Origin of the sequence: Amycolatopsis acidicola, assembly GCF_007713735.2 — a bacterium.
Lineage (GTDB): Bacteria > Actinomycetota > Actinomycetes > Mycobacteriales > Pseudonocardiaceae > Amycolatopsis_E > Amycolatopsis_E acidicola.
On record NZ_VMNW02000071.1, the window covers coordinates 1 to 21,037 of the forward strand.

At 67.6% G+C, this 21,037-nt stretch carries 22 protein-coding genes; 9 read left to right on the forward strand and 13 right to left on the reverse strand.

The features are described from left to right. Positions 1 to 275: 275 nt before the first annotated feature. The 7 genes from FPZ12_RS33285 to FPZ12_RS33315 all read right to left on the reverse strand — a co-directional run bounded on the left by FPZ12_RS33285 (position 276) and on the right by FPZ12_RS33315 (position 5,587). Complete coding sequence (locus tag FPZ12_RS33285; protein ID WP_144754313.1) at positions 276 to 923, reverse strand: DUF4383 domain-containing protein; 648 nt, start codon at positions 921 to 923, stop codon at positions 276 to 278. A gap of 82 nt (positions 924 to 1,005) precedes the next feature. Then, the gene (locus FPZ12_RS33290) at positions 1,006 to 1,827 is read right to left on the reverse strand and encodes an ABC transporter permease (RefSeq protein WP_144754315.1); all 822 of its coding nucleotides are present in this window, start codon (positions 1,825 to 1,827) and stop codon (positions 1,006 to 1,008) included. Then, complete coding sequence (locus FPZ12_RS33295) at positions 1,787 to 2,587, reverse strand: ABC transporter ATP-binding protein (RefSeq protein ID WP_144754317.1); 801 nt, start codon at positions 2,585 to 2,587, stop codon at positions 1,787 to 1,789. Before FPZ12_RS33295 ends, FPZ12_RS33290 begins: the two co-directional genes overlap by 41 nt. A 41-nt stretch (positions 2,588 to 2,628) precedes the next feature. Next, positions 2,629 to 3,048, reverse strand: coding sequence for a MarR family winged helix-turn-helix transcriptional regulator (locus FPZ12_RS33300; protein WP_243770162.1), 420 nt, complete (start codon positions 3,046 to 3,048; stop codon positions 2,629 to 2,631). A gap of 675 nt (positions 3,049 to 3,723) precedes the next feature. Continuing rightward, complete coding sequence (locus FPZ12_RS33305; protein ID WP_144754321.1) at positions 3,724 to 4,296, reverse strand: TetR/AcrR family transcriptional regulator; 573 nt, start codon at positions 4,294 to 4,296, stop codon at positions 3,724 to 3,726. Between the two features lie 233 nt (positions 4,297 to 4,529). Next, positions 4,530 to 5,195: an alpha/beta fold hydrolase gene (locus FPZ12_RS33310; protein ID WP_144754323.1), complete on the reverse strand. Its 666-nt coding sequence runs from the start codon at positions 5,193 to 5,195 to the stop codon at positions 4,530 to 4,532. Then, positions 5,177 to 5,587: a pyridoxamine 5'-phosphate oxidase gene (locus FPZ12_RS33315; RefSeq protein WP_144754325.1), complete on the reverse strand. Its 411-nt coding sequence runs from the start codon at positions 5,585 to 5,587 to the stop codon at positions 5,177 to 5,179. Before FPZ12_RS33315 ends, FPZ12_RS33310 begins: the two co-directional genes overlap by 19 nt. 51 nt (positions 5,588 to 5,638) lie before the next feature. On the opposite strand from FPZ12_RS33315, the gene FPZ12_RS33320 reads away from it, so the two are divergent. Beyond that, positions 5,639 to 6,271 carry a winged helix-turn-helix transcriptional regulator gene (locus FPZ12_RS33320; RefSeq protein WP_243770163.1) on the forward strand — a complete coding sequence of 211 codons (633 nt, stop codon included), beginning with the start codon at positions 5,639 to 5,641 and terminating at the stop codon, positions 6,269 to 6,271. An 11-nt stretch (positions 6,272 to 6,282) separates the two neighbouring features. Here FPZ12_RS33320 and FPZ12_RS33325 read toward each other — a convergent pair whose 3' ends face one another. Further along, complete coding sequence (locus FPZ12_RS33325; RefSeq protein ID WP_144754327.1) at positions 6,283 to 6,693, reverse strand: NUDIX hydrolase; 411 nt, start codon at positions 6,691 to 6,693, stop codon at positions 6,283 to 6,285. Between the two features lie 271 nt (positions 6,694 to 6,964). Between FPZ12_RS33325 and FPZ12_RS33330 the strand changes: the two genes are divergently transcribed. Continuing rightward, on the forward strand, positions 6,965 to 9,181 hold the full coding sequence (locus FPZ12_RS33330; RefSeq protein ID WP_150980600.1) for a hypothetical protein: 2,217 nt from the start codon (positions 6,965 to 6,967) through the stop codon (positions 9,179 to 9,181). Here FPZ12_RS33330 and FPZ12_RS33335 read toward each other — a convergent pair. After that, entirely contained in the window at positions 9,141 to 9,614 is a 474-nt protein-coding gene (locus tag FPZ12_RS33335) for a MarR family winged helix-turn-helix transcriptional regulator (protein ID WP_144754331.1), read from the reverse strand. The two genes, FPZ12_RS33330 and FPZ12_RS33335, sit on opposite strands and share 41 nt — an antisense overlap. A gap of 144 nt (positions 9,615 to 9,758) precedes the next feature. Here FPZ12_RS33335 and FPZ12_RS33340 point away from each other — a divergent pair, with 144 nt between their 5' ends. Then, the gene (locus FPZ12_RS33340; protein ID WP_144754333.1) at positions 9,759 to 10,706 is read left to right on the forward strand and encodes an alpha/beta hydrolase; all 948 of its coding nucleotides are present in this window, start codon (positions 9,759 to 9,761) and stop codon (positions 10,704 to 10,706) included. Here FPZ12_RS33340 and FPZ12_RS33345 read toward each other — a convergent pair. Further along, positions 10,696 to 11,655: a nucleoside hydrolase gene (locus FPZ12_RS33345; protein WP_144754335.1), complete on the reverse strand. Its 960-nt coding sequence runs from the start codon at positions 11,653 to 11,655 to the stop codon at positions 10,696 to 10,698. The two genes, FPZ12_RS33340 and FPZ12_RS33345, sit on opposite strands and share 11 nt — an antisense overlap. An 11-nt stretch (positions 11,656 to 11,666) precedes the next feature. On the opposite strand from FPZ12_RS33345, the gene FPZ12_RS33350 reads away from it, so the two are divergent. Together FPZ12_RS33350 and FPZ12_RS33355 are read left to right on the forward strand one after the other, a co-directional pair. Beyond that, entirely contained in the window at positions 11,667 to 12,425 is a 759-nt protein-coding gene (locus FPZ12_RS33350) for an acyltransferase (RefSeq protein ID WP_144754337.1), read from the forward strand. After that, the gene (locus FPZ12_RS33355) at positions 12,422 to 13,354 is read left to right on the forward strand and encodes a DUF2332 domain-containing protein (protein ID WP_144754339.1); all 933 of its coding nucleotides are present in this window, start codon (positions 12,422 to 12,424) and stop codon (positions 13,352 to 13,354) included. Before FPZ12_RS33350 ends, FPZ12_RS33355 begins: the two co-directional genes overlap by 4 nt. Here the strand turns inward: FPZ12_RS33355 and FPZ12_RS33360 are convergent. Next, positions 13,341 to 13,859: an NADPH-dependent FMN reductase gene (locus FPZ12_RS33360; protein ID WP_144754341.1), complete on the reverse strand. Its 519-nt coding sequence runs from the start codon at positions 13,857 to 13,859 to the stop codon at positions 13,341 to 13,343. The genes FPZ12_RS33355 and FPZ12_RS33360 overlap by 14 nt on opposite strands. Beyond that, complete coding sequence (locus FPZ12_RS33365) at positions 13,856 to 14,740, reverse strand: SDR family oxidoreductase (protein WP_144754343.1); 885 nt, start codon at positions 14,738 to 14,740, stop codon at positions 13,856 to 13,858. The genes FPZ12_RS33360 and FPZ12_RS33365 overlap by 4 nt, the downstream gene beginning before the upstream one ends. Before the next feature lie 86 nt (positions 14,741 to 14,826). Here FPZ12_RS33365 and FPZ12_RS33370 point away from each other — a divergent pair, with 86 nt between their 5' ends. Further along, entirely contained in the window at positions 14,827 to 15,405 is a 579-nt protein-coding gene (locus FPZ12_RS33370) for a TetR/AcrR family transcriptional regulator (protein WP_144754345.1), read from the forward strand. On the opposite strand, the gene FPZ12_RS33375 is transcribed toward FPZ12_RS33370, so the two are convergent. After that, entirely contained in the window at positions 15,395 to 16,822 is a 1,428-nt protein-coding gene (locus tag FPZ12_RS33375; protein WP_144754348.1) for a short-chain fatty acyl-CoA regulator family protein, read from the reverse strand. The genes FPZ12_RS33370 and FPZ12_RS33375 overlap by 11 nt on opposite strands. Positions 16,823 to 17,045: 223 nt before the next feature. Between FPZ12_RS33375 and aceA the strand changes: the two genes are divergently transcribed. The 3 genes from aceA to FPZ12_RS33390 all read left to right on the forward strand — a co-directional run bounded on the left by aceA (position 17,046) and on the right by FPZ12_RS33390 (position 20,628). After that, entirely contained in the window at positions 17,046 to 18,323 is a 1,278-nt protein-coding gene (gene aceA / locus FPZ12_RS33380; protein ID WP_144754350.1) for an isocitrate lyase, read from the forward strand. Positions 18,324 to 18,404: 81 nt separating this feature from the next. Then, complete coding sequence (gene aceB / locus FPZ12_RS33385) at positions 18,405 to 20,000, forward strand: malate synthase A (protein ID WP_144754352.1); 1,596 nt, start codon at positions 18,405 to 18,407, stop codon at positions 19,998 to 20,000. Positions 20,001 to 20,178: 178 nt separating this feature from the next. After that, positions 20,179 to 20,628 carry a nuclear transport factor 2 family protein gene (locus tag FPZ12_RS33390; protein WP_144754355.1) on the forward strand — a complete coding sequence of 150 codons (450 nt, stop codon included), beginning with the start codon at positions 20,179 to 20,181 and terminating at the stop codon, positions 20,626 to 20,628. Positions 20,629 to 21,037 lie beyond the last annotated feature (409 nt).

The window sequence follows — 21,037 nt, forward strand, 5'->3', positions numbered from 1 at the left end:
CCCATAGCCCGCATCGCCCGAGCCTGCGGCCCGTACCGCCACAGCCCGCTCCGCCCGAGCCTGCGGCCCGACCCCCGCACCCCCATAACCCGCATCGCCCGAGCCTGCGGCCCGTACCGCCACAGCCCGCTCCGCCCGAGCCTGCGGCCCGTACCGCCACAGCCTGCAGCGCCCGAGCCTGCGGCCCGCACCCCCGCAGCCCCCAGCCCCACGGGCGGGCTGCGGGCTGTGGGGCTATCGATCCTTTCCTGCGCCCTGCCGATTCAGTGCGCGGTTCAATGCGCCGCGCTGCGGCGACCCAGCCGTGGCATCCGATGCTGCTTCGGTGTCCCGCTGGGTTCGGTCGGGGTCGCGTCGGCGCCCATCGCGGGCTCGCGCGTCGAGTCGACCGGCGGCATGGTCTGCGTTTGCGCCGCTGCAGCCGGGGGTGTGCTGACCGTGGTGGCGTCCGCCGGAGTGCTCGCCGGGGAGCTGATGTGCGCCACCTTGCGTGCCGGCATCACCGCGAGCACCAGACCGACGATCGCGGAAACCACGTGCAGCCAGTTGTCCGCGGCGTTGAGGTTGAGCGGGTTACCCATACCCGACACCGGATTCCGGGAGATGATCCCGGTGATCATCAGGCCCCAGATCGACACCACCCCGAAGCCGAGGAACAGCAACCAGCCAAAGATCCGGGACGTCGCCGACGAACTGGCCATCACGATGCCGAGCACACCGACCACGACGTGCACGAGGTTGTGCAGCGGGTTGATCATGAACCCGAGCAGCATGACCTCGGGGTTCCCGGCGAAGTCGGAGAAGCCCGTGCGGGCGAAGCCGACTATGCCCAGTGCCAGGTACACCAAGCCGATCAGGCCGGCGAGCACCTGCACCGGCTGGATTCCGCTGACGCGGATGTGTGTGTCTTCCGAACGAGCCATGATCTCGTCCCCTTTTATAGGCGTGCGCCACTTGCCGTAGCACCGTGCGTAAAGGGGTACCCCCGTCGGAAAATCGACAAACTTACCGGGCAAGCCTCCCGAGCAGCGCGGACGCGACACCGATAGCCACTGCCGCAGCACCGATTAATACGCCGAAGTCGAGCCAGAGCCGGGACGCCGTTCCGATGAGTAAGCCGCGTAACGCGTCAACCTCGTAGCTGAGCGGATTGACGTGGTTGAGCACCTTGAGCCAGCCCGGCATCAGCTCCACCGGATACAGCGCGTTGGAACCAAAGAACAAGGGCATCGTGATGGCCTGCCCGATACCCATCAGTCGTTCCCGGGACAGCACCACCCCGGCGATCACGATGGAGAGGCAACAGAAGAACGCCGACCCCAGCACGAGCGCGAACGCGGTGCCGAGCAGTTTGAACGGGTTGACGGTCATCGACACACCGAGAATTGCTGCCAGTATGAGCACGATCAACGCCTGCGCCAGCGCCCGGATCCCGGCCGCGAAAGCCTTACCTGCCACCAATGCCGTTCGTGGTGTCGGGGTGACGAGCAGCTTCGCGAGCACTCCGGCGTCCCGTTCCCAGATGATCTGGATGCCGTAGAAGATCGCGATGAACAACGCCGACTGGGCGAGGATGCCCGGCGCCAGGAAGTCCAGGTACGGGACGTCCCCGGTGGGGATCGCCCGCAGTCTGGTGAAGGTTTCGCCGAAGATCAGCAACCACAGCGCCGGCTGGATGGCCCTGGTGACCAGTTCGGACCGGTCGTGGCGGAGCTTTTGCAGTTCCACCAGGCACATCGTGCCGACCCGGGACAGCAGTTGCTGCAGGCGGCGCGCCGGGCCGGGCTCAGCCCAGGCGGCGGGCGGTGCGGCGAGCGGCACGGACATCGCGGATCCCTCCTCCTTCGAGCTGGTCGCCGGTCACGGCACGGAACACGTCATCCAAAGTGGACCCGGGACCGAGGTCGGTCTCGAGCTCGGCCGGACTGCCCTCGGCGCGGATCCGGCCGCGGTGCATGAGGGCGATGCGTTCGCAGTACTGTTCGGCCTCGTCCATGTAGTGGGTGGTGACCAGGACGGTCATCCCGGTCTCCAGCCGGATCTGCTCGATGCGTTCCCATACGCTGGCTCGCGCGATGGGATCCAGGCCGATCGTCGGTTCGTCGAGTATCAGCAGGCGCGGCGAGCTGACCAGGGCCTGGGCCAGTTCCAGGCGCCGGATCATGCCGCCTGAGTAACCCGACGCAGGCCGGTCTGCCTCTTTGAGGAGCCCGACCGCGTCCAGCGCCGAGTCGACCTGCTCGGCCCTCGTGCGCCGCGGGACGTCGAACAGTCGCGCGAAGAGCGCCACGTTCTCCCGTCCGCTCAACGTCCCGTCGGCCGAAAGTTGTTGTGGCACATAGCCGATCAACCGGCGCACGGCCATTCGGCGATGGGACACGTCCAGGCCGAAGACCTCCACGGAGCCGGTTTTCACCGGAAGCAGCGTGGTGATCATCCGGATAGCCGTGGTCTTACCGGCCCCGTTCGGGCCGAGTAGCCCGAAGACGCGGCCGGTCGCGATCTCCAGGTCCAACCCGTCGACCGCAACTGTTTCGCCGAACGCGTGCCGGAGGGCGGTGCAGCGCACCGCTGGGGGAGAGGTCATGCGTCCTCCTGGAGGGGGCATCCATCCACTTGTCGGAAGGGTCAGGCGCCTTCTTGGATGAGGGCCAGCAGTCTGCCGAGCGCGGGCATCGCCTCGGCGATTTTTTCAGTGTCCTCTTCGGACAGTTCGGTGAGCTTTCCTGCCACATAGGCATTTCTGGCGCGCTGCCAGGTGTCGAGGCGTTCACGGGTCGCCGCCGTGACCTCCAGTCGCACGGCCCGGCGGTCGTCGGGGTCGACCTGTCGTTCCAGCATTCCTGCCGAAACGAGCTGGTTGACCAACGTACTGACGGAGTTGCCCGCCAGATGCAATGCCCGTGCGGCCGCGGCCACCCCGATTCCCGGGTTGCGCTTGACCTCGCGCAGCAACTCCATTTGCGCACCCGTCAGCTCCCGACGGCCGGGCAGTTGGGCGCGGATCTGACGACGAACCGTCCGCCGCAACCCCGCGACGGTCTTCATCAGGTTCTCCGCAAGGGCGGTTCGATCCCGAGGCATGGAGTCAAGGTAGCTCTTAGTAAGAGCTATTAGCAAGGCTCAGCTTCTGGACGGGTGGATCGATTCGCCCCTCCGGCTTGGTGCTGCCCGGGTAAGGGCCCAGTCATCTGCCTGGCCCGGCAGGCCACTGGCCTGGGCTTACGTTGCCTGGGCTGGGAAGCGTTGAAAGTCTTGTGGTGCGATCTCGCAAAGTTGGTCAGGCGGCTTCGAAGTGGGTGTTCCGCGGCGCGCGATCGTGCGACCGAGCCATGCGTGTTGTTCCGGTCGGGTATGCGCGCTCGACAAGGCGCGTGACTGTTGCGATTGTTTGACCTTTCTGTCGTGGACGTCGGGTGCTCGGGTGCTCGGGTGCTCGGGTGCTCGGTGCTCGGTGCCGGGTCTCGGGTGTGGAGTGCCGGGGGTCGCGGTGGGCGGTGCTGGGCATCCGGGCGCCTCGGCCTGGCGCACGGGTCTTACTCGATGCTCTTGTCCCGGACGGGCGAAACCTGAATGGATAGTGCAATCGGACAAGGGGCTCAAGCCCGGCTGCTGGTCTCCGGTTTTGACTCCGCCCAGCTGCACTGGCCAGCCCGGCTTACGCTCAAATTCCTTGGTGCTCGTTAGTAGTCACCTGGCTCGAATCGAGCCAGGTAGCGCGATCTAGCCGGCGGCGCTGCGGGCCAGCGCCGCGGCCAGACGTTCGGCGGCCTGCTCGTCCAGCTCGTCGTGCTCGAACAGGATCCGGTACCACAACACGCCGAATGCCTGGTCTAGCGTGAGGTCCCTGTCTTCGATCGCCACGCCACGTTGTTGTGCTCGCTCAAGGATTTCCGCCAAGGCGGCCCGTCGGCTTACGGCGAACTCCTTGAGTACTTTTGCTGCGGCGTCATCACGAAGCGCCTCGGCCATCGCGTTGCGCAGCAATGACTTGTTCGCGGCGACCGTGCGAAAAGTCGCGACGAGAAACACGTCGAGATCCTGCCCCAGTGAGCCGGTGTCCGGGACCGGCGCCTGGATTTCGGCTTGTGCCACCGCCGCTTCCAGGAGGACCGCACCTTTCGACGGCCACCAGCGGTAGATCGTCTGCTTGCCGACGCCTGCGGCCGCGGCGATGGTGTCGACACTGATCCCGACCTCGCCGTGAGCCAGCAGACCCGCGGCGGCGGCGAGGATCGCTTCGCGTGCTGCCTCGTTGCGGCGGCGTCCTGTATGCGGTCGTCGAGCCCCGGTCATGCCCGGATCGTACCCTTGCTAAAACGCATAGTCTCGACAAGTTGACACTTGTCGCGTCGGGGCTGTCTTCCTGTATCAGACGTGAACGAGTTTATCCCGCGGCTCTGTTCTCTTCGTGGGGCAGCGAATCAGTGTGGTTGTGTCTCCGGGTCTGTAGTCGTTTCGGCGGGGGTTGCAGTTGTGCTGCACACGCGACCCGTGTGGGCTCGGGCTCGTGATTTCCGATGGCAATTTCAAGCCCTGGGCGCCACCTCCTCGAAGTAATCGATGAGGCGCTCCGCGAGTTCGGCTGGTCGGCTCAGTGCGACGAGATGGCCCCCTGGCATCTGGTCGAGATCGATCCCGAGCCGATTTCGGACGACGCGCTGTTGAAATCCGACCGAGAAGAAGCGGTCATCGAAGCCCTGGAGAAATCTTGTCGGTACGTCCGGCCACTTCTGCAGTGGCCAAGGCTCGGCAAAAGGTGTGCTGGACTGTGGTGTCTCTCCTCGGGCTATTGCTTCGGCGGTGATGTCTGGCGGCACGTCGTGGAAGAAGTCACGGTATGGGTCGAAGTCCTCATGAGGGCGCGAATGATGAGTGTTGCGCCACCAGTCGCCAGGAGGCTCGCCCGGTGAAGGCATCATGGCATTGAGCATGACGAGCAGGTCGACTTTTCTTCGTTCGCAGACCAATGGTGCCGTGAAGCCTCCCAGCGACTGGGCGACCAGCACCACGTCGGACCGTTCGCCGATGGCATCCACAACCACGTCGGCGTACTCGGAAAGCCCTGCGGAATCGTCTGATGCCGGCAGTTCGATCGCGAGCGCTTCGTGGTCGTGTTTGGTCAGTTCCGGGACCAGCCGGTGCCAGTACCAGGCTTGCCCGCCTGCTCCGGGGATCAATGCGAAGGTGGCCACTCTGTGCTCCCACGTGTCGTGAACTGTTCGGCTGGGCTTTTCCCTGACAAGCGGCTGACGCAGTCGGGCACGCCGACACCGGCGTATTCCGGCACGACGTCCTCTGTGGCCATGGCTTCGTCGTGTCCGCGCCCGAGGGCTATCTGGGGAGGAGGGCCGCGGTGGTCGGTTGTGCCCGCTACCTCCGGCCTAGCCTGTAGCGCCGCGATTTTTCGAGACTCGGCGAACGTGGCCTCCTTGGCGTTCCGGTGGGACAGCATCGGAAACAGGCGCGGCTTGCTGCCGGTGGCCGCGTCGGCCAGGCTGGCGAGCTCGGTGGAGCGAAGCAAGCGCCGCGCCACTGCGTGATCGAGGGGCTGGACCTGCCCTTGGGAGAGTGTGTCGGTGGTCATGCTCCTAACTTAGTAGTGACGGATCCTGAAAAGCAAGCTACACTTTCGAGTATGCGAAGTTACGACGACCCGTGCGGCGTGGCTCGGGCTCTGGATGTGGTCGGGGAGCGGTGGGCGCTCCTCGTGGTCCGGGAGCTGCTGTTCGGTGCGAAACGGTTCAGCGACCTGGCGCGCGGCTTGCCGGGGATGAGTCAGAACGTCCTCTCGCAGCGACTGCGGGAGCTGGAGCAGTCAGGCGTCGTGCGGAATCGCCGGTTCGGGCCGCCGGTGAGTGCGAAGGTTTACGAGCTGACGGAACGCGGCGCGGATTTGGAGCCGGTGCTCATCGAGCTGGGTCGATGGGGAAGCCGGGAGATTTTGGGTGTGGATTCGGAGCTGAGCGTGGACGCGTTGGTGCTCGCGTTGAAGACCACGTTCGACCCCGAACGAGCCGTGGGGCTGGTCGGACGCTACGACCTGCGGTTCTTGGACGATTCCTTCGAGATCGAGATCGACGACGGGTATTTCCGCGCTCGCCGTGGAGGCGCGGATATGCCCGACGCGGTGTTGGAAGGTGATCCCGCGGCTATGCGCGGGGTGGTATTCGGTGAGCGGCCGCTCTCGGATGTGCACGTCGAGGGCGATCAGGAGCTGGCGCACCGTTTCTCGCGGTGCTTCCCGCGGCCGGTTCCTGCGGAATCATGAGGTGGAATCAGTCATTCCGGATGGGCGAGGAGGAGATTCAGATCGAGTAGATGATCGAAGATGATCTGGTCCACGGGGGAGACGCGATCGCGATCGGCATGGGTGAGCCAGCGCAGTTCCGCGATTTCGCTCCGCGCGACTGGTGTGCCGTGGTAGTCGGCGGTATAGCAGGTCATTCGGACCAGGACGCCGTCTCCACGTCCGTGGGCCTGGGCTTCGAAGGTGCCGAAACGTTGGGCGCTGGACGCTTCGATCGCGACACCCAGTTCTTCGTCGATTTCGCGGACCAGGGTCTCGACGTCGGATTCGCCCGGTTCCCGTTTCCCGCCGGGGAGATAAAAGGCGTCCTTACCGTGAGAGCGCGTGCTCAGGATGGAGCCTTGTTCGAGATGGATCCAAGCGATCTTGTCGATGAGAGTCACGGTTGAAGCCTAGGTGACGGGCGAAGGCCAGTGTCAGGTGTGGAGGGTGGATGGTCACGGTGATATTCGAGTTTGATGGGAGGTCTGTCATGTGAGCCGGTGCGCGCCGCCTTGTGGGCTGAGTTGCTGCCTCGCGGGTTGTGAAGGTGAGCTGCGACGAGCTTGGCTGCAATGAGGTGCAGCGCGGGTGTGGATGATCCACAACGGAATGCGGGCTTACCGGCCTGTGCCGAAGGCGGACTGGCTCTCTCGCCGCGCTAGGGTCCTGGGGGTGACTTCCCAGATCTCGACCTTGGCCGGCCGGGGGTTGTCGCATGCGGTGAAGCTCACTCACTGGGTCGGGAGTGGCAAACCCGTTACGGCCAAAGGGGTTCTGCGTCCGTCCGAAGTGCCCGCCGCGGCGGCAGTGCTTGGCGTGAAGGTGCCGAAGAAGGTGCGCACAGCAGCGGACGTCACGCCGATCCATTGGCCGTGGCTGGCTGCCGAAGGTGCGGGGCTGATCGAGATCGGTGCCTCCAAAGCGGTCGCGTGCCCGGTGGATGAAGATCCGGCCGAGCTTTGGCTGAAGGGGCTGAATGCGGTCCTGCGCGCCGAATCGCATGATCGGCACAGGAAGGGTGCGGTCACCCTTTGCCGGGCAGTCCTGAGCGCGCTTTCCGAAGAGCGCGTCGGTATCGGCAATGCTGTCGATGCTGACGAGGTTGCCAGACGTGGCGACGTTGGGGAGCGTGGCGACACTGGGAACAGCGGCAGCGGAGTGCGCCTCGAGGTGGCCGTCCGGGAGATCCTCGACGGCTACGACGACGGTGCGGCGGCTGGGAAATCGTTCCGGCAGAGCGGCCTTCCTGTTGCTGATGCTGTCGAGCTTCTGCGCACTTTTGGGGCGCTGGACCGGAAAAACCGCCTGACGCCGTTGGGGGAGTGGGTCTACCGGTGGTTCGAAGAGCGGGCTCCGGAAGCGGTCACACCGGAAACGGCTGTACCTGAGCTGCTTGCCCGTCTGGCGACGCTGCCGGAAGACGAGGCGTGGCGGCAGGCCCTGCGCTGGTTCGGTGATCGGCGGCCGGTTTTCGGTGCGGCGCAACTGTTGTACGCGGCGGAGTTCACCACACCGGTGGAGCGCGTCGCGGCGGTGGAGGTGGTCGCGGGATTCGGAGACGAGGCGCTGACGGCGTGGCGGAACTCGTTGCGCTACAACAACCTCCGCGCGCACGCGTTGGCCGCGCTCGCCGACTGGGGTGAGGGGCGTGGGGTCGATGGCCCGCAACGTCGTTGGCTGGTTACGGAGTATGCGCTGTCGGCTCGGATGCGCGGCGGTGTCGAGGCTGCGTTTCACTACGTCCGCGACTGCGGTGGGCTGGAGCTGCTCGCCGAAAGTGAGCACCCGGCTGCGGCGGAGCTGCACAGGGAGCTGGCCGAGGCGAACGTCCGCGTGCGCGTGCAGCAGCTCAAAGTCGAGCCCGCCGACGGGGACGCGATGCGCGTTGTCGTGCCGGATGCGGTCACACTTGGCCGGTTGCACGAGATTCTTGGGATCCTTTTCGGACACCGGAACTTGCGGCGCGGGAACGTCCGGCATCGCGATCTGGCGCGTGGCGATTTGGGACGCGGTGCCGTCGGCTACCGCGGCTTGGGGCGCGACGGTCCGGGAGGCGGCGACGTTGGCTACCGCGATTCGGGGCGCGGCGATTTGGGTCGCGGCGCGATTGGCTATCGCGACTTGGGGCGCGGCGGGTTGGGAGGTGGCAACGTCGGATTGGGGCACGGCGACGTCGGGCACCGCGACTTGGGGCGCGGTGGTTTGGAGCGTGGCGACGGTGGATACCGCGATATGGGCCGTGGCAACGCCGGGCTGCGCGGCTCGGGGCAGCGCGATTCGGGACGCGCCGACGCCGGGCTGCGCGGCTCGGGGCAGCGCGATTCGGGACGCGCCGACGCCGGGCTGCGCGGCTCGGGGCAGCGCGATTCGGGACGCGCCGACGCCGGGCTGCGCGGCTCGGGGCAGCGCGATTCGGGACGCGCCGACGCCGGGCTGCGCGACTCGGGCCACCGCGGCTCAGGACGCGCCGAGGTGGGGCACCGCAATGCCGGACGCAGCGACGCCAGCCCCCGCGACCCGGCATACCGCAACGCCGGACTCACCGCCTTCGCGCCGCCCACCTTCGCGCCGCCCACCTTCGCGTCGCCCACCGCCGCGCCGCCTGCCTTTGGGTACCGCGGGGACGAGCCGCACGAGTTCGTTGTGGGTGGGGTGCCTTACGCGGATCCCTTCGACGGGTTGGCCGATCGCGGGGACGAGCACGAGATCCGGCTGAGCACGATCTTTCCCCGCCCCGGCAACGGGCTGACCTACATCTGCGCCGGCGAGTACAAGATCACCTGCGAGAAGATCACCGACCCGGACCCCGGGCTTACCTACCCGGTCTGCGTGCCCGGCACCGAACGGCTCAACCGGCGGCTGGCCGCGCTTCGGATTCCGCAGCCCTGAGCTGGTAGCTGTTGACCGACTCGGTCAGCTTGCGCAGGGTGTCGCGCAACTCGTCGAGGCCGGATTGGTCCAGGCCCATTGCGTCGCCGACCACGATGGGCAGCGGGGCGGCCTTTTCGCGCAGGGCCAACCCGTCCGGTGTAAGCGTGATGCGAACCGAGCGTTCGTCCTCGTTGCGGCGTTCGCGGCGGATGAGGCCGGAGCGCTCGAGTCGCTTCAGCAGCGGCGAAAGCGTCCCGGAGTCGAGGCTGAGCGCCGTGCCGATGTCCTTCACCGGGCTGCCGCCCTGCTCCCACAGCACCAGCATCACCAGATACTGCGGATAAGTCAGACCCATTTCGTCCAGCAGCGGACGGTAGAGCGCAGTGACCGCGCGCGAAGCGGCGTACAGCGCGAAGCACACCTGATCGTCGAGCTTCGGTGCGGGTCCCATGTCCTCATCATGCCTTCCGGCCTGCCTGGATCACCTGCCGAGGTGTCCCACATCTCATTGTACCCAATTAAGTTGTGCACAACTCAATTGGATACTACTTTCAATCTCGACCGGTACGACACCGCCAACCCCGAGGAGATGGACATGACCGCCAACCCGCGGAACCTCGCTCTCGAGCCCGCCGCCCAGGCCTTCGCCGAGGCGACCGCGAACCCGCCCTACCTCTACGACCTCGGCCCCGTCGACGGCCGCAAGACGGTCGACGAGGTGCAGTCCGGCGACATCGCCAAGCCGGACGTGGACATCGAGGACACCACCGTCGCCGACGTCCCGGTCTGGATCCTGAAGCCGAAGGGCGCCACCGGCACGCTCCCGGTGATCGTCTACATCCACGGCGCCGGCTGGGTCTTCGGCAACGAGCACACCCACGACAGACTCATCCGCGAGCTGGCCGTCGGCGTAAGAGCCGCCGTGGTCTTCCCGAAGTACAGCCTTTCCCCCGAGGCGCGGTATCCGGTGGCGATCGAGCAGAACTACGCGGTCGCCAAGTGGGTGGCCGAGCACGGCGCGGAGAAGGGCCTCGACGCGACCCGCATCGCCATCGCCGGGGACTCGGTCGGCGGCAACATGACAGCGGCGACCACGATCCTCGCCAAGCGGCGCGGCGGCGTCACCTTCGCGCAGCAGGTCCTCTTCTACCCGGTCACCGACGCGAACTTCGACACCGGCTCGTACGAGGAGTTCGCCGACGGCTACTTCCTCAGCCGCACCGGCATGAAGTGGTTCTGGGACCAGTACACCACCGACGAAAAACAGCGCGCGGAGATCACCGCCTCCCCGCTGCGCGCATCGCTCGACGAGCTCGCCGGGCTGCCGCCCGCACTGGTGATCACCGGTGAAGCCGACGTGCTGCGCGACGAGGGCGAGGCCTACGCGGCCAAGCTGCGCCAGGCCGGTGTGCCGGTCACGGCCGTGCGGTACCAGGGCATCATCCACGACTTCGTGATGCTCAACGCCCTGCGCGAGACCAACGCGGCCGAGGCGGCGATCACCCAGGCCGTCGGCGTACTCAAGACCGCGCTCAACGCGTAAGGCGCCCCAGCACGAACTCCCCGAGCCCGTCCACATCGGTCGCCACCGCGACCTGGACGGTGCTCGGGGCCACGGCGCCTTCGCCTTCGCCGCGCATCTCCGGCCGCCGCTGGTCGACGAGGGTGGCGCCGCGCCCCGGGCCGAACGAGCAGTCGACCTCCACCGGATGCGGCTCCGTGCGGAGGATGCCGGGGCTGATCGCCTCGGCCACCGCGACGGCGTCGTGCAGCACGATCCCGTCCCAGCCCAGGGAACGGCGGTACGAAGCCAAATAGTCGGGCGTCAGCGCGTCGAGCGCGGCGCCGATCGGCGAGGCGGCGGCCAGTTTGGCCAGCCAAGCGGTGTCCACGGCGCACTGGTGCGTCAGGTCCAGCGGCACCATCACGCACGGCACGTCCTCCTCGACGAGCACCCGCCGCGCGGCCTCCGGGTCGCTCCAGATGTTGAACTCCGCGGCCGAAGTGCTGTTCCCGCGGTTCACACCGCCACCCATCAGCACGATGCGGCCGATCTTCTCCTTCAACCGCGGGTACGCGGCCAGCAGCACCGCGATGTTGGTGAGCGGGCCGATCGGGGCGATGGTCACCGGCTCGTCCGCCGCCTCCAGCAAGGACACGAACAGCCCGATGGCGCCGCCCGGTTCTATTTCGCGCCGCGGCTCGGGCAGCGCGGCCGACCTGCCGGAAAGCCCGTCGGAGCCGTGCACGTGACCGGCCCGAGCGGGCTGCGGGTGCACGAGCGGCCGGGCCGCGCCCGCCGCCACCGGCACGTCGGAGCGGCCGCACAACTCCAGTACCCGCAAGGCGTTGCGGGTGGTCGCCTCGAGTCCGACGTTGCCGAACACCGAGGTGACCCCGAGCAGCTCGACGTCCTCGCTCAACGCGGCGAGGGAGATCGCGAAGGCGTCGTCCACGCCCGGGTCCGTATCGATGATCAGTTTGACCGGCATACTGTCAACCTATGACATCGATGTGGGGAGCGCCGCTGGTTTCGCGGGCGGCCGCCTGGCGGCGCGCGCGGCGGGACCCGCGGCAGGCTCGTTTCCTGACGGCCGACTCGCTGTGCTGGGTGCTGCGCAACCGTGCCTACACGCCCTGGTACCTCGTCCGGTACTGGCGGCTGCTGAAGTTCCGCGCCCTCAATCCGCACATCATCCTGCGCGGCATGGTGTTCCTCGGCAAGGACGTGGAGATCCACTGCCGGCCCGGCTACGCCAGGCTCGAGATCGGCCGCTGGGTGCACATCGGCGACGGCAACGCCATCCGCTGTCACGAGGGCTCGCTGCGGATCGGGGACAAGGCCGTGTTCGGGAGGCAGAACGTGATCAACGGCTACCTCGACATCGAGCTCGGCTCGGCCACGCTCGTCGCCGACTGGGTCTACATCTGCGACTTCGACCACGTGACCAGCGACATCAACCTGCCGATCAAGGACCAGGGCATCGTGAAGTCCCCGGTGCGGATCGGGCCGGACACCTGGATCGGCACGAAGGTCTCGGTGCTCAAGGGCACCAGGGTCGGCCGGGGCTGCGTGCTGGGCGCGCACGCCGTGGTGCGCGGTGACATCCCGGACTACGCGATCGCCGTCGGCTCGCCCGCCCGCGTGGTGCGTGACCGCAAGGCCGACTACGAGGCGGACGCGGAACGTCGAGAGGCGATCAAGGACATGGCCCGCAAGGCGAACAAAGCACTGCAGAAAACCCTGGAACAGGGGCAGTGACGGGGCGGGTCGCCCGCATCTACACCCACTTCGCCGAGGTCGAGGCGCCGGCGAAGTCCCGGATATACGCCGAGCTCGCGGCGCAGGTCGCGCGCGAGCCGCGGCTGCTGGGGTTCCTGGCCGAACTGCCGCCGGAGAAGTGGCAGCCGAACCTGTTCTTCAGCGCGGTGCAGTACCTGTGCGGGCCGATCCCGGACTGGCCGTGGTTTCGGGCCCGGTTCACCGACCGCGCCGACGAAATCCGCGACGTGATGCTCACGCACCGGACCCAGACCAACGAGCCCGCCCGCTGCGCGACGCTCCTGCCCGCGCTCGCCCAGCTGCCGCAACCGTTGGCGTTGCTGGAAGTCGGCGCCTCGGCCGGGCTCTGCCTGCAGCCGGACCGGTACGGCTACGACTACGGCCGCGTCACCATCCCGGGCCCGCTCACGTTGTCCTGCACCGCGAACGACGCCACGCCGCTGCCGTCGAAGGTGCCCGAGGTGGTCTGGCGCGCGGGCCTCGACCTCGACCCCGTCGACGTGACCAGCGCCGACGACTGTGCCTGGCTGGACGCGTTGATCTGGCCCGGCGAGGAGGAGCGGCGGCCGCGGCTGCGGAAGGCGCTCGAGATCGCCGCCCAGGAACCGCCGCCCGTGCGACGAGGCGATCTGCGTGCCGATTTCGCTTCGCTGGCAAGCGAAGCGCCGAAGGACGCGACGCTCGTGGTGTTCCACACCGCCGTCCTGGTCTACGTGCAAGACGCCGCCGAGCGGGCCGCCTTCGCCGAATCCGTTCGCGACGCCGGGGCCGTCTGGCTGGCCAACGAAGCCAGCACGGCGATCCCCGGCGTCGAGATCGAAGACCGGCCCGCCGACTACCTGCTGGCCAGGGACGGCCGGCCGCTCGCGTGGGCCGAATCCCACGGCAACTGGGTCAACTGGCTTTAGCCAGCGTGGCCACCGCGGCGGCGATCGCTTCCCTCGCTTCGGGATCGGCCACCAGCCCGTCCTCGCCCAGCGACGTCCGGCCCACGGGGATGTGCACGCAGGCCTCTTCGACGATGTGCACGTTCAAATAGCCCAGCACGATCCGCAGCGAGGCGTGGGCGTTCGCCGCTCCCGTCGCGGCCCATGACGCGTTGATCCACGCGATCGGCTTGCCCTGCATCGTTTCCGCGCCGACGGACCAATCGAGCAGGTTCTTGAACGAGCCCGGGAGCGCGCCCGCGTACTCCGGCGTGCAGAACAGCACCGCGTCGGCCCCGGTCAGCCGGGCGCGCAGATCCGCCACCGCGGGATGCAACGGCTCGCTGTCGTCGTCGGGGTTGAAATGCGGCAGTTCGCAGAGTTTGTCGTAGGCGTCGATGTCTTGGGGTGCAAGCGCTTGCGCCGTCTTCAGCACCGCTGCGTTCGTCGAGCCGTCCCGCAAACTCCCGCACACAGTCAGGATCATCCTGCCAACATAGCGAGATCCGCGATGAGACCGGGACGGGTCGGCGTCCAGCCGAGCAGATCGCGGGTGATCTTGCTCGAAACCGGGTTGTCGCCGCTCACGAAAGCGCTCAGCAGACCGAAATGCTGCTCGGGGTCGACGGGAGCGGCGGGCACGCCGAGGCGTTCGCCGATCGCGTTCGCCATGTCGCGGAAGGGAATCCCGTCCTCGGCGACGGCGTGCAGCCGGGAGCCGGCGGGCGCGGATTCGACCGCCAGGCGGTAGAGGCGGCCGACGTCGCGTGTGTCGGCGGACGGCCAGCGGTTGGTGCCGTCGTCCACGTAGCCGGAAACCCCTGTCGCACGGGCGATTTCGAGCAACGCCGAGCCGAGGCTGTACCGGCCGAGGCTGTGCACCGTCGGCGGCAGGCGGACGACCGAGGACCGCACTCCCTGCCCGGCGAGCGCGATCACGGCGTTCTCGGCGTCGATCCGCGGGCCACCGGGCAGCATGTCCTGCTCGGTCAGCTGTCCCTGGAAACCGGCCAGGACCAGCGCGAGCGTCGCGCTCGTGCCGACGAAGGGCTTGCCCGAACCCTGCAGGGCGTCGCCCAGGGCCGCGATCGCCTGCAGGTCCGCGGCGATCGCGGTGGCCATGTCGCCGGAGTTCATCTCGTCGTGCTTGAACGCGAGGTGGATGACGGCGTCGGCCTCGTGAGCCGCCGCGCGCAGGCCGTCGAGGTCGTCCAGATCGCCTCGGCGGATGTCGGCGCCGAGCTCTTGCACGGCGGACGCGGAACGGTCCGAGCGAGCCAGGCCGGTGACGGAATGGCCTGCGGACAACAGTTCGGGGATGACGGCGGAGGCGATGTGCCCGGAGGCACCGGTGACGAACACGCGCATGGCTGAGGCTCCTCGGCAGTGATTGCACTTGGTGTAATCACTGTAGCACCGGTGACTGCACTTGGTGCAATGACTATGCTCGGCTGATGCCTCGATGGGAACCGGACGGGGTCGGCCGCCTCCAGAACGCGGCTCTCGAACTCTTCGCCGAGCAAGGGTTCGAGCGCACGACGGTGGCCGAGATCGCCGAGCGGGCGGGGCTGACGAAGAGGACGTTCTTCAACCACTTCGCCGACAAGCGCGAAGTGCTCTTCGGCCGGGCCGCCGAGTATCAGCGCGAGATCATCCTGCGCGAGCTCGGTGAAAGCCCCGATGACGTCCCGCCGTTGGACGCGGTCGTGCGCGGTCTGCAAGCCGCTGCCGACGAGATGTTCGAGGGGAACCGCGACGACGTGATGCGCCGCGGAGCGATCATCGAGGCCAACCCCGAGCTGCACGAGCGCGAGCTTCGCAAGCGGGCCGCGCTCACCGACACCCTCGCCGAGGCGCTCCGCGCGCGCGGCGTCGACGCCGATACGGCGCTTCTCACCGCGCAAGCCGGTGCGCTCGTGCAGCAGACGGCGATGCAGCGCTGGTTGCAGTCGGCCGAAAAACGGCCTCTGCGCGAGCTTTTCGCCGAGGCGCTGGCCTCGCTGCGCGCTGTCGCCGGGACGGCTAACCCTTAGGCACGGCCGGATACGGCACGAACGTCGACGTGTTCTCGTCCACCGTCAGCTGCTTGCCGATGGTCGGGAAGGCGCGCTGCGGGCAGGCCGGCCGGTCGCACACCTTGCAGCCCATGCCGATCGGCGTGGCCGCGGCGCGGTCGTCCAGGTCGAGGCCCTGCGAGTACACGAGCCGCCGCGCGTGGCGGAGTTCGCAGCCGAGTCCGACGCTGAACATCTTGCCCGGGCTGCCGTAGCCGCCGATGTTCCGCTGGATCGTGCGCGCGACCCAGAAGTAGCTCTTGCCGTCCGGCAGCGTCGCGATCTGCGTGATCACCTTGCCCGGCGACGTGAACGCCTCGTAGATGTTCCACAGTGGGCAGGCCCCGCCGACCCGCGAGAAGTGGAACCCGGCGGCGGACTGGCGTTTGGACATATTGCCCGCGCGGTCGACCCGCACGAAGGAGAACGGCACGCCGCGGGCCTTCGGCCGCTGCAGGGTCGAGAGCCGGTGGCAGACCGTCTCGAACCCGACGCCGAAGTGGTCGCACAGGCGCTCGATGTCGTAGCGGTACTTCTCGGCGGTGGACAGGAACGCGCCGTACGGCAGGATCAGCGCACCCGCGAAGTAGTTCGCCAGCCCGACCCTGGCCAGTGAGCGCGCGGCCGGTCCGGAGAACGCCCACGAGTCGGCCAGCTCCGTGATCAGGTCGTCGTACTCCAGCAGCGCGATCTGCGAAGCCATCCGAAACGCCCGCTGCCCGATGCGAAGACTCGGCGCCATGCGCAGCACGCGGGCGCCCGGTTCGTACTTGTGCTGCTGGCCGCGCGCCTCGTCGATGCCTTCGTTGGTGACCTCGACGCCGTAGTGGTCGGTGAGCCTGTCCTGCAGCGTGCGGTGCACGCCGCCGCGCCGAAGATCGATGTCCTGAGCCATTTTCTCCGCGCGCTCGTCCAGCTCGGCGACGTAGTTCTCGCGCTCGTAGAAGAAGTCGCGGACCTCTTCGTGCGGCAGGGGCGCGGCCGCGCTGCCGTGCAGGCCCATGCCGTTTTCGGTGACCAGCGCGGCCGTGGTTTCCACCGCGTTGCGGTAGCTGCGGTGCAGCTTCACCAGCGCCTGCGCGATTCCCGGCAGGTTCGTGGCCAGCTCGTTGAGCTCGCTGGTGGTCGCCTCCAGTCCGATGGCCTCGTCGAGCAGCGCTTCCTTCACGTCGGCGACCAGGCGCGCGGCGTCGTTGTTGGCGAAGAACTCGGTGTCGACGCCGAACGCTTCGGTGATGCGAAGGAGCACCGGAACGGTCAGCGGACGGGCGTTGTGCTCTATCTGGTTGAGGTAGCTGGGGCTGATTTCCAGCAAACGTGCCGCGTCCGCCTGGCTCATCGAGCGGGTTTCGCGGAGATGGCGGAGTTTCGCCCCGGCGAAAGTCTTGTCTGGCATCGGCCCTCCTGGCGCAGATCTTCCGGCCCGTACCGATCAAGAAACCGGTTCAGTCGTCAAGATTTCGAGCTGCTGCGAAGCCCTCGTTCGCAACCTTCACAACATGCTACGGAAATTTCGCAAAAATTGGCAAATTGGAGCAGTGGCGGCGTTTCCGCAGGCCATGTCATGGTCATGGGCAGACAGCGAGTCATCGCAAAGTTCGCAAAGGTGGAGACATCTCATGGCACAGAACCTCGAGCAGGCGGCCGCAGAGCTGGCCAAGCAGTGGGAGAGCGACCCTCGGTGGAAGGGCGTCAAGCGGTCCTACAGCGCGGCCGACGTGATCAAGCTGCGTGGCAGTGTGGTCGAGGAGCACACCCTGGCCCGGCGTGGCGCGGAGAAGCTCTGGCAGCTGCTGCACAGCGAGGACTACGTCCACGCGCTGGGTGCGCTGACCGGTAACCAGGCGGTGCAGCAGGTGCGCGCCGGCCTCAAGGCGATCTACCTGTCCGGCTGGCAGGTCGCGGCCGACGCCAACCTGGCTGGCCAGACCTACCCGGACCAGAGCCTGTACCCGGCCAACTCGGTGCCCGCCGTCGTGCGTCGCATCAACAACGCGCTGGGCCGTGCCGACCAGATCAACTTCGCCGAGGGCAACACCGACATCGACTGGTACGCCCCGATCGTCGCCGACGCCGAGGCCGGTTTCGGTGGCCCGCTCAACGCTTTCGAGCTGATGAAGGGCATGATCGCCGCCGGTGCCGCGGGCGTGCACTGGGAGGACCAGCTCGCGTCCGAGAAGAAGTGCGGCCACCTCGGTGGCAAGGTGCTCATCCCGACCAAGCAGCACGAGCGCACCCTGAACGCCGCCCGCCTCGCCGCGGACGTGCTGAACGTGCCTTCGCTGGTCGTCGCCCGCACCGACGCGCAGGCCGCGACGCTGCTCACCAGCGACGTGGACGAGCGTGACCAGAAGTTCCTGACCGGCAACCGCACCGCCGAGGGCTTCTACGAGGTCAACAACGGCATCGAGCCGTGCATCGACCGCGGTCTGGCCTACGCGGAGTACGCCGATCTGCTGTGGATGGAAACGTCCACTCCGGACCTCGAGGTCGCCCGCAAGTACGCCGAGGCGATCAAGGCGAAGTACCCGGACCAGATGCTGGCCTACAACTGCTCGCCGTCGTTCAACTGGAAGAAGCACCTCGACGACGACACGATCGCGCGGTTCCAGCGCGAGCTGGGCGCGATGGGCTACAAGTTCCAGTTCATCACCCTCGCCGGCTTCCACGCCCTGAACTACTCCATGTTCGACCTGGCGCACGGCTACGCCCGCGAAGGCATGTCGGCCTACGTCGAGCTGCAGGAGCGCGAGTTCGCTTCCGAGGAGCGGGGCTACACCGCGACGAAGCACCAGCGCGAGGTCGGCACCGGCTGGTTCGACCAGGTTTCCACCGCGCTGAACCCGGAGAGCTCGACCACCGCGCTCAAGGGTTCCACCGAGGAAGCCCAGTTCTGAGGTAGCGAACGGGCCGGCGCCGCCGACACGGTGGCGCCGGCCCGCACCGCCCGCCGCGCAAGCCGAAGAGAGGTAGTAGTCATGTTCACGTCCCGGATCGACGTCGCCGGTCCCCGCGGGGAGCGGTTCGACGAAATTCTCACCCCGGCCGCGGTGGAGTTCGTCGCCAAGCTGGACAACGCTTTCGCCGGCCGCCGCCGTGAGCTGCTGGACGCGCGCCGCACGCGCCGCGAAGAGCTGGCCTCGGGCGAGCGCCCGCTGGACTTCCTCCCGGAGACGCGCTGGATCCGCAACGACACGTCGTGGCAGATCGCCCCGCCCGCGCCCGGTCTCGAAGACCGCCGCGTGGAGATCACCGGCCCGACCGACCGGAAGATGACGGTCAACGCGCTCAACTCGGGCGCGCGGGTGTGGCTGGCCGACTTCGAGGACGCGACCTCGCCGACGTGGCAGAACATCATCGGCGGTCAGCTGAACCTGTTCGACGCGATCCGCCGCAACATCGACTTCGAGTCGAACGGCAAGCGCTACACCGTCGGCGACTCGCCCGCGACCATCGTCGCCCGCCCGCGCGGCTGGCACCTGGTGGAGAAGCACCTGCGAATCGACGGGCGTCCGGTTTCCGCGAGCCTGGTCGACTTCGGGCTCTACTTCTTCCACAACGCACGCCAGCTACTGGCGCGCGGCAGCGGCCCGTACTTCTACCTGCCGAAGCTGGAGAACCACCTCGAGGCGCGGCTGTGGAACGACGTTTTCCGGCTGGCGCAGGACGAACTGGGCATCCCGCAGGGCACGATCCGGGCCACCGTGCTGATCGAGACGATCACCGCCGCGTTCGAGATGGACGAGATCCTCTACGAACTGCGTGAGCACGCCGCCGGGCTCAACGCGGGCCGGTGGGACTACATCTTCTCGCTCATCAAGAACTTCGCCGACCACGGCGCGGACTTCGTGCTGCCGGACCGCGCGCAGGTCACCATGACGGTGCCGTTCATGCGCGCCTACACGGAGCTGCTCGTGAGCACCTGCCACAAGCGCGGCGCGCACGCCATCGGCGGGATGGCGGCGTTCATCCCGAGCAAGGACCCCGAGGTCAACGCGAACGCGCTGGAGAAGGTGCGGCAGGACAAGGAACGTGAGGCCGGCGACGGGTTCGACGGTTCGTGGGTCGCGCACCCCGGCCTGGTCCCGGTGTGCGAGAGCGTGTTCACCGAAACGCTCGGCGGCTGGCCCAACCAGCTCGGCAGGCTGCGTGACGACGTCGACGTGACCGCCGAGGACCTGCTGAACGTGGCCAGCGCCGGTGGCGAGGTGACCGAAAAGGGCTTGCGCGCCAACATCAACGTGGCTCTGCGCTACGTCGACTCGTGGCTGCGTGGCGCGGGCGCCGCGGCGATCTTCAACCTCATGGAGGACGCCGCGACGGCCGAGATCGCCCGCTGCCAGGTGTGGCAGTGGATCCGCAACGGCACGAAGCTCGACGACGGCACCGCCGTCACGCCGGAGCTGGTGTACGAGTGGCTGGACGAGGAACTCGCCGGCGTCCGCGCGGACCTCGGCGAAGGCAACCGGCTCGACGATGCGCGGGAGATCTTCGTGGAGACCGCGCTCGGCGAGAAGCTGCCCGGCTTCCTCACCTCGGGCGCGTACGCCCGCTACCTGACCGATTTGACCTGACAAGACCCCGTTTTCCCTCCTCCTGACGGGGAAAACGGCTCGCGCTGATCTCTGGCCGGACGGCGCGCGAAAGGCCCGGTGGGAAACCCCAACTTCCCACCGGGCTGTTTTCGTGCTGGCGAGGAGAACGCTGGTTCTCTATGCTGGGGAGAACCGACGTTCTCTCTTGGAGGTCCCGATGAGCCGCCCGCCGTTCCCGCCGTTCGACGAGACGACCGCCGCGCAGAAGGTGCGGGCGGCCGAAGATGCTTGGAACACCAGGGATCCCGAGCGCGTGGCGTTGGCGTACACGGAGGATTCGGTGTGGCGCAACAGGGATCAGCACGTCGTCGGACGCGAGGCCATCGTGCGGTTCCTGACGGCGAAGTGGGAGCGCGAGCTGGATTACGCGCTGCGCAAGGAACTCTGGGGCTTTCGCGGCAACCGCATCGCGGTGCGTTTTCAGTACGAAAGCCATGATTCGGAGGGGCGCTGGTACCGGAGCTACGGCAACGAGCTGTGGGAGTTCAGCGACGACGGCCTGATGTGCCGACGCGAGGCCAGCATCAACGACGTGCGGATAGCGGAGAACGAGCGGAGGATCTTCGGCCTCCGAAGCGAGCGCGACGAGTCATTGCCGGTGTTCTGACGGGTGCGGACCGCGCCAGCGGTTCGCACCCGGAGTTGGGTGTCATCCCGTCGCCTGCCCAGGCCCTCATCACTTCGCCCCGGACCCGCAACCTTTTTGCCCGGCGCGGGCCTGGCAACACAGAGCTTGCGGGTCCGGGGTGAAGTGATACCGCTTTCGCGGGCGACGGGATGACACCCAACTCCCCCAACCCAGCCACGCACTTTCGGTGAGTGGATCTGCGAAACCCCTGTTATCCCGGAGTCTGCCTCCCCGGCGAGGGGCTTCTTTCCCCTCGGCCTTGTTGTTGCGTTGGGGCAGCAACGGACGCGCGCGGGGCGCGCTGTGTGGACCCCTCCGCCGCCCCGATCTGTGAGTGTTTGCGATCTTGGGGCTGCGTCAAGGCGGGAAAGAGTACCTTGACCCAGCC

Bases quoted from the DNA above. Each gene is read 5' to 3' on its own strand.
- FPZ12_RS33285 (WP_144754313.1), bottom strand. From the start codon at position 923: ATGGCTCGTTCGGAAGACACACACATCCGCGTCAGCGGAATCCAGCCG.
- FPZ12_RS33290 (WP_144754315.1), bottom strand. From the start codon at position 1,827: ATGTCCGTGCCGCTCGCCGCACCGCCCGCCGCCTGGGCTGAGCCCGGC.
- FPZ12_RS33295 (WP_144754317.1), bottom strand. From the start codon at position 2,587: ATGACCTCTCCCCCAGCGGTGCGCTGCACCGCCCTCCGGCACGCGTTC.
- FPZ12_RS33300 (WP_243770162.1), bottom strand. From the start codon at position 3,048: ATGAAGACCGTCGCGGGGTTGCGGCGGACGGTTCGTCGTCAGATCCGC.
- FPZ12_RS33305 (WP_144754321.1), bottom strand. From the start codon at position 4,296: ATGACCGGGGCTCGACGACCGCATACAGGACGCCGCCGCAACGAGGCA.
- FPZ12_RS33315 (WP_144754325.1), bottom strand. From the start codon at position 5,587: ATGACCACCGACACACTCTCCCAAGGGCAGGTCCAGCCCCTCGATCAC.
- FPZ12_RS33320 (WP_243770163.1), top strand. From the start codon at position 5,639: ATGCGAAGTTACGACGACCCGTGCGGCGTGGCTCGGGCTCTGGATGTG.
- FPZ12_RS33335 (WP_144754331.1), bottom strand. From the start codon at position 9,614: ATGGGACCCGCACCGAAGCTCGACGATCAGGTGTGCTTCGCGCTGTAC.
- FPZ12_RS33340 (WP_144754333.1), top strand. From the start codon at position 9,759: ATGACCGCCAACCCGCGGAACCTCGCTCTCGAGCCCGCCGCCCAGGCC.
- FPZ12_RS33345 (WP_144754335.1), bottom strand. From the start codon at position 11,655: ATGCCGGTCAAACTGATCATCGATACGGACCCGGGCGTGGACGACGCC.
- FPZ12_RS33350 (WP_144754337.1), top strand. From the start codon at position 11,667: ATGACATCGATGTGGGGAGCGCCGCTGGTTTCGCGGGCGGCCGCCTGG.
- FPZ12_RS33360 (WP_144754341.1), bottom strand. From the start codon at position 13,859: ATGATCCTGACTGTGTGCGGGAGTTTGCGGGACGGCTCGACGAACGCA.
- FPZ12_RS33365 (WP_144754343.1), bottom strand. From the start codon at position 14,740: ATGCGCGTGTTCGTCACCGGTGCCTCCGGGCACATCGCCTCCGCCGTC.
- FPZ12_RS33370 (WP_144754345.1), top strand. From the start codon at position 14,827: ATGCCTCGATGGGAACCGGACGGGGTCGGCCGCCTCCAGAACGCGGCT.
- FPZ12_RS33375 (WP_144754348.1), bottom strand. From the start codon at position 16,822: ATGCCAGACAAGACTTTCGCCGGGGCGAAACTCCGCCATCTCCGCGAA.
- aceA (WP_144754350.1), top strand. From the start codon at position 17,046: ATGGCACAGAACCTCGAGCAGGCGGCCGCAGAGCTGGCCAAGCAGTGG.
- aceB (WP_144754352.1), top strand. From the start codon at position 18,405: ATGTTCACGTCCCGGATCGACGTCGCCGGTCCCCGCGGGGAGCGGTTC.
- FPZ12_RS33390 (WP_144754355.1), top strand. From the start codon at position 20,179: ATGAGCCGCCCGCCGTTCCCGCCGTTCGACGAGACGACCGCCGCGCAG.